Source organism: Pseudoalteromonas sp. BSi20480, assembly GCF_000241365.1.
Taxonomy (GTDB): Bacteria; Pseudomonadota; Gammaproteobacteria; order Enterobacterales; family Alteromonadaceae; genus Pseudoalteromonas; species Pseudoalteromonas marina.
In genome coordinates this window covers 1-9,497 of record NZ_BADX01000039.1, presented here as the reverse complement: position 1 = coordinate 9,497, position 9,497 = coordinate 1, and the positions used below count along the sequence as shown (strand labels likewise).

Here is a 9,497-nt window from a genome sequence, read left to right as displayed (position 1 = left end):
AAAGGTGATATTGCCAAAAGGCGCATCAATCCTGCACATAGTATTCTCCAAAAATAATGAAGTTAGGTTTCACATAAAGTATCCGGTATAACCGGTTTGCAGCTGAAACCTCCCGTGCAATAGATAGGGAGCGGAGTATAAAGTTAGAGCAAACATGCTCTGTAGCCGACTGCAATTTAGTCTCTTTTTAAGGTAAATAAATTCCTCAGCGAAGTCAACAACTTCTGTAAGGAATAATTCTAATTCTAATTCTTAAGATTAAAATTGTTTTTCTCACTATTCACTGATAGGTACAATTCAATGAATAGAGTAAAATGGCCCATCAACAAACTCTCTAACTTGCTTCAATCGCTCTATATCTCCACCAATCATAAACTCCAAAGCAGACTGTTCATTGAACTCTTTGTTTGGTTTATTTACCCATTCATCAGCCTCTCTTTGACTGCTGTAGCCAGCGCGACAAAGCCTTGAATTAGGTTTCTAATCCCTCAATGAGCCAAAAGCAAACAAAGTATGCGCCAACAACAGTTAAACACCTTTTGGGCTGCGCCCAACACGCCAGCAAGCTGTGCGTCTACAATATTTAAACACACAAAAAAGCCGTTGCATTACTGCAACGGCTTTTATAATTTTGATAAATCCCACTCTACAGTAGAACTTACTACCCATCAAAGTTCAAAAATTAGTCACGATAAGTCTCAACCGCTGGGCATGAACATACTAAGTTACGGTCGCCGTATACATCATCGATACGTGTAACAGTTGGCCAGAACTTGTCTTTAGCTACCGAAGGCACTGGGAATGCAGCGTAAAAACGGTCGTACGCGCGGTCCCATTCGTTGCCAAGTACGTCAGCTTGTGTATGCGGTGCAAACACAAGTGGGTTGTTTTCGATTGACCATTCGCCAGAGATTACTTTATCAATTTCGCCTTTGATTGACACCATTGCTTCGATAAAGCGGTCTATCTCGCCTTTTGACTCAGACTCAGTTGGCTCAATCATTAGCGTGCCCGCAACTGGGAACGACATAGTGGGTGAGTGGAAGCCGTAATCTTGCAAGCGCTTAGCTACGTCCATTTCAGTAATGCCTGACGCTTCTTTTAATGGGCGTAAGTCAACAATACATTCGTGCGCAACGCGATTGTTACGGCCACGGTATAAAATTGGGAAGTGCTGGCTTAACTCGTGCGTTAAGTAGTTAGCGTTCACAATCGCCATTTCAGTGGCTTGTTTTAAGCCCTCTGACCCCATCATGGCAATGTACGCCCATGAAATAGGTAAAATAGCGGCTGAGCCGTAAGGCGCTGCGGATACGGCACCGTTGTTAATGTTTGTACCCGGTACGTTAATTACGCTATGGTTTGGCATAAATGGCGCAAGGTGCGATTTAACACCAATTGGGCCTACACCTGGGCCGCCGCCACCGTGTGGAATACAAAACGTTTTATGCAAGTTTAAGTGCGATACGTCTGAACCAATAAAGCCTGGGCTTGTTACACCCACTTGCGCGTTCATGTTTGCGCCGTCCATGTAAACTTGGCCACCGTGCTCATGAATAATGTCGCATAGTTCACGAATGGTTTCTTCGTAAACACCATGGGTAGATGGGTATGTGATCATGGCACACGACAGGTTTTCAGACACGTCTTCAGCTTTCGCTTTTAAGTCTTCCATGTCGATGTTGCCGTTTTTATCACAGTTAACCACAACAATTTTCATGCTCGCCATTTGTGCCGACGCTGGGTTAGTACCGTGTGCTGAGCTTGGAATTAAACATACGTTACGGTGTGCATCCCCTCGTGACTCGTGGTATTTACGAATGGCAATTAAGCCTGCGTATTCACCTTGTGCACCCGAGTTTGGCTGAAGTGAAACCGCATCGTAACCCGTAATGTTAACTAGCCAGTCGTGTAGCTCGTTAATCATTATTTGATAACCTTCTGCTTGGTCTAGCGGGCAGAATGGGTGAAGGTTTGCAAACTCAGGCCATGTAACTGGGATCATCTCAGCGGTCGCGTTTAGTTTCATGGTGCATGAACCTAACGAGATCATTGAGTGGTTAAGCGCTAAATCTTTGTTTTCAAGGCGCTTAATGTAGCGAAGCATGTCTGTTTCGCTGTGGTAGCTATTAAAGTTTGGATGCGTTAATACTTCGTCATCACGTACTAGACTCGCTGGAATAGAGTCGCTACCGTTTGCTTCAATATCGGCTGCAATACTGTCTACGCTTACGCCATGGCCTTCACCTAGTACAATATCAAATAGCTCGGCAACGTCTGCACGGGTTGTGGTTTCTGAAACCGAAATTGAGTATTCGCCGTCGTGGTTTGTAGCAAAGTTAACGCCTTTGGCAAGAGCACGTGCTATTACGTCATCTTTATTGTCGCCAACAATTGTTAACGTATCAAACCACGTGCTGTGCTTAAGGGTGATGCCTTTGGTTTTTAGGCCTGCAGCTAAAATATCAGCAAAGCGGTGTATACGTTGCGCAATAGTTTTTAAGCCTTGTGGGCCATGGTACACCGCATAAAACGCCGCCATGTTGGCAAGTAATACCTGCGCTGTACAAATGTTTGAGTTGGCTTTGTCGCGGCGAATATGTTGTTCGCGCGTTTGCATTGCCATACGCAGTGCGTCGTTACCTAAACGGTCTTTAGATACACCAATAATACGCCCTGGTAATGAACGTTTGTATGCGTCACGTGTTGCAAAAAATGCAGCATGTGGACCACCGTAACCCATAGGTACACCAAAACGCTGAGCCGAACCTAATACTACGTCTGCGCCTAGTTTACCCGGTGCTTTTAATAGTAATAAACTCATAATGTCGGCAGCAACACAGGCAATGGCTTTTTTACTTTGAACGCCAGCAATTAGGTCGGTTACGTCAACTATTTCGCCCGATGTAGATGGGTATTGGAATAATGCACCAAAAATGTCGTGGTTAACGGCATCGGCCGCTTTACCAATAATGATTTCAAAACCAAACTGCTCAGCACGGGTGCTTACTACGTCGATAGTTTGTGTGTGTACGTCGTCGGCAATAAAAAAGGCATTGGCTTTTTTAGCTTTAGATACGCGTTTTGCAAGGCCCATTGCCTCGGCTGCAGCGGTTGATTCGTCAAGTAACGACGCGCTTGCTAAATCAAGGCCGGTTAAATCTAGGGTCATAGTCTGGAAGTTTAGTAATGATTCTAAACGCCCTTGTGCAATCTCTGGCTGATACGGCGTGTACGCTGTATACCAACCCGGGTTTTCAAGTACGTTACGTAAAATTACGTGCGGTACATGTGTTGGGTGGTAGCCTTGGCCAATGTACGATTTGAAAACTTTATTTTTGCTTGCTACTGATTTTAAGTAGTTTAGTGTTTCAACTTCAGTACGGCTTTCGCCAATGCTTAGCGGTTGCTCTAGGCGAATGTTAGCCGGTACAGTTTGATCGATCAGCTCTTGTACACTCGATACTTCAAGAGCGCTTAGCATATCGCTTACTTGCGCTGGGCTTGGCCCAATATGGCGGCGAATAAAATCTTGCTTTTGCTCTAACTGTTCAAGAGATTTGGCGTTTGACATGTGTCCAGATTCCTATGATCCTAAATACTAATGGGTAACTAGTATTGATTAAAATATATGATGATTTGGCAACTTACTGGGTATGGGTAATAAGCTGTAAAATCATAAAAGCCCCGATTGTTTACTCAACATGCGGGGCTTTAGACAAAAAGTGATTACTCTTCGTCGATAGTGTGCGAGTAGCCTTCAGCGTCTAATAGGTTGTCTAGCTCAGACACATCAGATGCTTTAAGACGGAATAACCAACCTTCGCCGTACGCGTCGTTGTTTACTGTTTCAGGTGCGTCTTCTAGCTCTTCATTAATAGCAATCACTTCACCACCAATTGGTGCGTAAATGTCTGAAGCAGCTTTAACCGACTCCGCTACTGCACAGTCTTCGCCTGCGTCTACTTCGTCGCCTACTTCTGGTAATTCAACAAACACCATGTCGCCAAGTAGTTCTTGCGCGTGTTCTGTAATACCAACTGTAAAGGTACCGTCACCTTCGTCGCGAACCCACTCGTGTGAAGAAGCGTATTTTAATTCAGTAGGGATATTGCTCATTATCTTGTTCCTTTGGTTATGATACCAATCAACTTAAATATCTAGCCACTCTAGCGGTCTAAATAAAGCGCTAACATCGTTATTAATTTCTTAGGTAGAACAACTACATATCAAAATTAATGCCTTGTTATCACTCTATTTATCCGTCGCTATAAGTGATTAATAACTCAACATGATTGGTATTATTGGGTGATAACACCAAATTTTAAATTATTGATTTACCGTTACGTACAAAGCTAGGCTTCACTACTTTAACGTTAACTAATTTTTTGCGCATTTCTACTTGAGCAGTGTCGCCTGTTGAACGTGGTACACGTGCAAGGGCTACACTAAAACCAAGTGTAGGTGAAAAAGTACCTGAGGTAATAACCCCTTCTCCACCGTCAACAATTACTTTTGAACCGCTACGCAATACGCCTTTTTCTTCAAGTACTAAACCAACAAGCTTGTCGGTGCTTTTTTCAGCGCGTTGTTTAACCAGTACGTCACGGCCAATAAAGTCACGATCTTCTGGTTCCCATGCAATGGTCCATGCCATGTTAGCTGCAAGTGGCGATACGCTTTCGTCCATATCTAGGCCGTAAAGGTTCATACCTGCTTCTAAACGTAGCGTGTCACGTGCACCTAAACCAGCTGGCGCAACACCTGCGTCTAGCAGTTGTTGCCATAAATCGGCTGCTTGGTCGTTTGGTACTACAATTTCGTAACCGTCTTCGCCAGTATAACCCGTTGTAGCAATAAATAAATCACCCACTTGAACACCAAAAAACGGCTTCATGCCTTCAACTGCAGCTTGTTGCTCTGCATTTAAAAGCGTGCCTGTTTTTTCGCGTGCGTTAGGGCCTTGCACTGCAATCATTGCAAACTCTGGGCGCTCAGTCACTGTAACGGCAAAATCGCTCGATACATTAGCTAAATGCGCTAAGTCTTTTTCGCGCGTAGCCGAGTTAACCACTAAGCGGTAAAACGTTTCGCTGAAAAAGTAAATAATAAGGTCGTCAATTACGCCGCCTTGCTCGTTAAGCATGCCGGTGTAAAGTGCTTTACCTGGGACGGTTAATTTAGCCACGTCGTTTGCTACAAGCTTACGTAAAAATGCTTTAGCTTGGTCGCCTTCAATATCAACAATAGTCATGTGTGATACGTCAAACATGCCTGCATCGTTACGCACTGCATTATGTTCTTCTATTTGTGAGCCGTAGTTGATTGGCATTTCCCAGCCATGAAAATCAACCATTTTTGCGCCCGCTTCTAGGTGCTTAGCATGGAGTACAGTTTTAGAAGTCATAACATTCCTTCACGTTTTAAATTAACCCTTAATGGGCGTGGCTTAAATTAAAAACAGGCAAACATTATTATGTTTACCTGTTGGTTGTTTTTGTTATGCGGCCTGGTTTTGCATTACTGCAAAACCCTGCGTTTGCATATAGCTTTGCCATTTTTGTAGCTCTGGCGCTTTAGCTATGAGCACAAAATGCTGCTCATCTTTGTTATCAATCGCGGTAATAAATACCTCACCGCTTTGCGCACCGTAGCATAGTTGTGCGTCAGATAATCGCAAACCGGGTGTTAATTTAAAGGCGTCAACTAGCGTATCAAAGGCGTTTTCGCCGCTTAAGGTAAAGCTAGTTAGGTCGGTACGAATAACGTAGTCAATATCAAAACGAAGCTGTTGTTCGTTTATAAGTGACTGTAATTGCAGGCTTGCGCTGTGAGGTAATACAAATCGAAAAGCGGTTTCGCTAAAATAATACACGGCGTAACTAAAGTCAGAATAAAAGTCGCCATCTAATGTGCCTTTTAAACCTAAACCGCTGGCCGTTAATTTTGTTAAATCGTGGCCTAAAATACTGCTTAAAAATACAGAAGCTTCGCTGCCGCTAAAATCCATTACAACTGTGCTGTTATTTGCTTGCAAAGCGTTTATAACCGCGCTGTTAGCGTTGCTGTGGCGGGCAAACATTATTGGGTTAAAAGTCATAACAAACACCTGTGTATTTTTAATCTTAAAATTATATTGCGCGGGGTCTGTAACAACAAATTGTAATTATTTATCAATTGATAAATAATACTTATATATGTAGCCACATAAATTGTAATTTTAAATATGAAAAATATATCAACCGACAGTTTACGCACCTTTGTAATGATTGTAGATGTAGGCGGATTTGCCAAAGCCGGCGACTTTTTGGGGCTTTCGCAACCTGCGGTAAGCTTACAAATAAAGCGTTTAGAAGATGTATTAGGCTATAAATTATTTAAAAAGCAAGGCCAGCGCCAAGTACTAAACCAGTACGGCGAACTATTATTGCCTATGGCAAAACAAATGATGCAATACAACGATGCCATTTTGCAGCAATTCACGTCAGAGAGCATTACCGGAAAAGTACGTTTAGGCATACCTAGCGAATTTGCTGCGCGTATACTCCCTTCTATTATTGGCGACTTTGTGGCGCTGTACCCAGAAGTATCGCTCGAAGTTAAATCGCGATTAAGTAAGCATTTGCTATCGGCTTCTAGGCAAGACCAATTTGATCTAGTGCTTGCGCTAAACGAGCAACTTACCTCAAGTAAATTTCCTATTTTTATGCAAGACCAATTGGTGTGGGTGGGTGATTTAAACCAAGCAAAAAACCAAGTGGTTACCTTAGTAACCGCGCCAGAGGGATGTATTTATCGCCGCCGCGCTACCGATGCGCTTAAAAATGCCGGCATAAAATACCGTATTGTATATAGCAACGCCGACTTAACGGGGCTTATTGCGGCATTAAAAGAAGGGCTTGGTATAACAGTACTGGCAAAAAGTACCGTACCCAGCGAGCTTAATTACCAAGTACACACTAAACACTTACCGGCACTGGGCAACATTGGTATTAGCTTGGTTAAAAGTTCAGGGGAGTCAGAAAATGCGGTAGATAAGCTTGCTGAGTTTATTGCCCTGCGTTTAGGCTAATAAAACACACACTCAACTTTATACTTAGCTTCACGATAACAAAACAATACAAAAGATATAAAAAAGTTAATTAAGTTACATAATATATGTTTTTAGTTCTAAAAAAATGAATAGTTTTATACTTAATAATATTGATTCTCATTCGTTAACGTGTTCAAATTACGCCAATTTAGATAATCAACGTGATTAGGACAAAAATGAACCCTAAGTTTTTAGTATCTACTCTTACAACTGCGGTTGCTTTGTCTTTTACAGCCACTGCAATGGCTAAAGACACCAGCGATAAAGAACAACGCTTTGAACAAATTACAGTTATTGGCTCACAGCAAGCTATAAACGACATTCCTGGTTCGGCTACTTTTATCTCTGACGAAGAACTTCAAAAATTTGAGTTTACCGATATTTCGCGTGTTTTAGCGTCTGTTCCGGGTGTTTACGTTCAAGAAGAAGATGGCTATGGCCTTCGCCCTAACATTGGTATGCGCGGTACTGGTACCGGCCGTAACGATAAAATTTCTGTAATGGAAGACGGTGTATTAGTCGCACCTGCGCCTTACTCTGCGCCTTCTGCTTACTACTTCCCTACTATGGGTCGTATGGAAACAATTGAAGTATTAAAAGGTGCTGCCTCAGTTAAGTACGGTCCTCGTACTACAGGTGGCGTTTTAAACTTACTTTCTCGTAGCTTACCAACCGAGCCAAATAGTTCTAAAGGTATGGTAGATGCAGCCCTTGGTAGCGATGGCTACTACAAAGGTCACGCATACTTTGGTAAAGAAAAAAACAACACGTCTGGCTTGGTTGAAGTATTTACCTACGGCGCAGACGGCTTTAAAGAGCTTCCTGTTGGTAGCGATAATACGGGCTTTGAAAAAACTGATTTACTATTAAAGTTTGGTCATACGTTTGGTAAAAACGATGCCCACAATATTGAGCTAAAAGTAAAATATTCTGACGAAACATCAGACGAAACTTACATGGGCTTAACTGACGAAGATTACAAAGCAAACCCTAATCGCCGTTACGCTGCATCGCAAAACGATGAAATGAACACTCGCCACAACGCTTACCAACTAAACTATGCGTACCGTTTTGGTGAAGGCTACGAATTACTTGCAACCGCTTACCTAAACGATTTTCATCGTAACTGGTATAAAGCAAGCAGTGTAGGAACAAGCACGCTTGAGCAATACAGCGACTTTGAAGCAAATCCAACAAGCGAAGGTATTGAAGGCATTGGTGTTAAAGCTAACAACCGTGATTACCAAGCAAAAGGCATTCAGTCTGAATTACATATTCCTGCAGGCGATCACTACATTACTGTAGGTATGCGTTACCACGAAGACGAAATGGATCGTTTCCAATGGCAAGACACATACACGCTTAATCAAGACCTAAGCATGACACTTACATCGCAAGGTGTACCTGGTTCAGATAGCAACCGTGTAGACAGCGCAAAAGCAAGCACGTTATTTGTTCAAGACGAATGGACACTAGACGCGTTAGTTATTAATGCAGGTCTTCGTTACGAAGACATTACCATTACGCGTGAAGAATGGTCTAAATCAGATCCAACTCGTAGCAATGGCTTAACTAAAGATATTTCTAACGATACTGAAATTTTAGTGCCATCGTTAGGTGCTACTTATACACTTAACGACAACGTGACGTTACTTGCGGGTATTCAAAAAGGTTACGCTCCAGCGGCACCGGGTAATGCTGACCAAGAAGAAGAAGAAAGTGTAAACCTTGAGTTTGGCTCTCGCTTTAATATGGATGGCTTTAACGGTGAAGTGATTGCGTTTTTCTCTGATTACGACAACATGCACGGTAACTGTACTGCTGCTGTGGGTTGTAGCGACGAAAATATTGGCGACCAATACAACTACGGTGAAGTAGAAGTATCGGGCTTTGAATTTAGTGCGGGTCGTACTTTTGCAACAGACGCTGCGCAATTTCCAGTTAAATTAACGTACACATACACTGACTCTGAGTTTAAAAACACATTTGATTCAGAAATTTGGGGCTCGGTAGAAAAAGGCGACGCAATGCCTTACGTACCTGAAAATCAAGTTGCTTTATCGTTAGGCGCTGAGTTTGCATCGTTTGTTGTTAACAGCCAAATACGTTACGTATCTGATTCTCATGCCGACCTATCTGACTCAGGCTTAAACGCAATTGATAGCCGTGTAGTATGGGATTTAGCTGCTAAATACTTAATCGACGACAACCAAAAAGTATACTTAACGGTTGATAACCTGTTTGATAAAACGTATATAGCTAACCGTGCTAATGGCGGTATTCAGCCAGGTAAGCCTCGTAGTATTCAAATGGGCTACACATACAGCTTTTAAGTAGTAGCTGAGTAAAACGGCTCGTTAACTAAACCGTTTTACTCACACCATACTAAGCAAATAGTAGATAC

At 42.6% G+C, this 9,497-nt stretch carries 6 protein-coding genes and 1 pseudogene; 2 read left to right on the top strand and 5 right to left on the bottom strand.

Features of this window, described 5'->3' with window-relative positions:
• Positions 1-297: 297 nt before the first annotated feature.
• The 5 genes and pseudogenes from P20480_RS20065 to P20480_RS13930 form a co-directional block, all read right to left on the bottom strand.
• Positions 298-429 (bottom strand): annotated as a pseudogene (locus tag P20480_RS20065) (hypothetical protein); the annotation flags it as partial.
• A gap of 253 nt (positions 430-682) precedes the next feature.
• A complete protein-coding gene (gcvP, locus tag P20480_RS13915; RefSeq protein ID WP_008127674.1) occupies positions 683-3,574 on the bottom strand; it encodes an aminomethyl-transferring glycine dehydrogenase in 2,892 nt (963 codons plus the stop codon).
• A gap of 155 nt (positions 3,575-3,729) precedes the next feature.
• Positions 3,730-4,119 carry a glycine cleavage system protein GcvH gene (gene gcvH, locus P20480_RS13920; protein ID WP_008127672.1) on the bottom strand — a complete coding sequence of 130 codons (390 nt, stop codon included), beginning with the start codon at positions 4,117-4,119 and terminating at the stop codon, positions 3,730-3,732.
• A gap of 205 nt (positions 4,120-4,324) precedes the next feature.
• On the bottom strand, positions 4,325-5,407 hold the full coding sequence (gene gcvT / locus P20480_RS13925; RefSeq protein WP_006794101.1) for a glycine cleavage system aminomethyltransferase GcvT: 1,083 nt from the start codon (positions 5,405-5,407) through the stop codon (positions 4,325-4,327).
• A 93-nt stretch (positions 5,408-5,500) separates the two neighbouring features.
• Positions 5,501-6,100 (bottom strand): hypothetical protein, encoded by a 600-nt coding sequence (locus P20480_RS13930; RefSeq protein WP_006794100.1) that lies wholly within the window; start codon positions 6,098-6,100, stop codon positions 5,501-5,503.
• 126 nt (positions 6,101-6,226) lie between these two features.
• Here P20480_RS13930 and P20480_RS13935 point away from each other — a divergent pair, with 126 nt between their 5' ends.
• Positions 6,227-7,072, top strand: a complete 846-nt coding sequence (locus P20480_RS13935) for a LysR family transcriptional regulator (RefSeq protein ID WP_008127667.1) — start codon at positions 6,227-6,229, stop codon at positions 7,070-7,072.
• 197 nt (positions 7,073-7,269) lie between these two features.
• On the top strand, positions 7,270-9,426 hold the full coding sequence (locus tag P20480_RS13940) for a TonB-dependent receptor family protein (RefSeq protein WP_008127664.1): 2,157 nt from the start codon (positions 7,270-7,272) through the stop codon (positions 9,424-9,426).
• Positions 9,427-9,497: the final 71 nt, after the last annotated feature.

Bases quoted from the DNA above. Each gene is read 5' to 3' on its own strand.
- gcvP (WP_008127674.1), bottom strand. From the start codon at position 3,574: ATGTCAAACGCCAAATCTCTTGAACAGTTAGAGCAAAAGCAAGATTTT.
- gcvH (WP_008127672.1), bottom strand. From the start codon at position 4,119: ATGAGCAATATCCCTACTGAATTAAAATACGCTTCTTCACACGAGTGG.
- gcvT (WP_006794101.1), bottom strand. From the start codon at position 5,407: ATGACTTCTAAAACTGTACTCCATGCTAAGCACCTAGAAGCGGGCGCA.
- P20480_RS13930 (WP_006794100.1), bottom strand. From the start codon at position 6,100: ATGACTTTTAACCCAATAATGTTTGCCCGCCACAGCAACGCTAACAGC.
- P20480_RS13935 (WP_008127667.1), top strand. From the start codon at position 6,227: ATGAAAAATATATCAACCGACAGTTTACGCACCTTTGTAATGATTGTA.
- P20480_RS13940 (WP_008127664.1), top strand. From the start codon at position 7,270: ATGAACCCTAAGTTTTTAGTATCTACTCTTACAACTGCGGTTGCTTTG.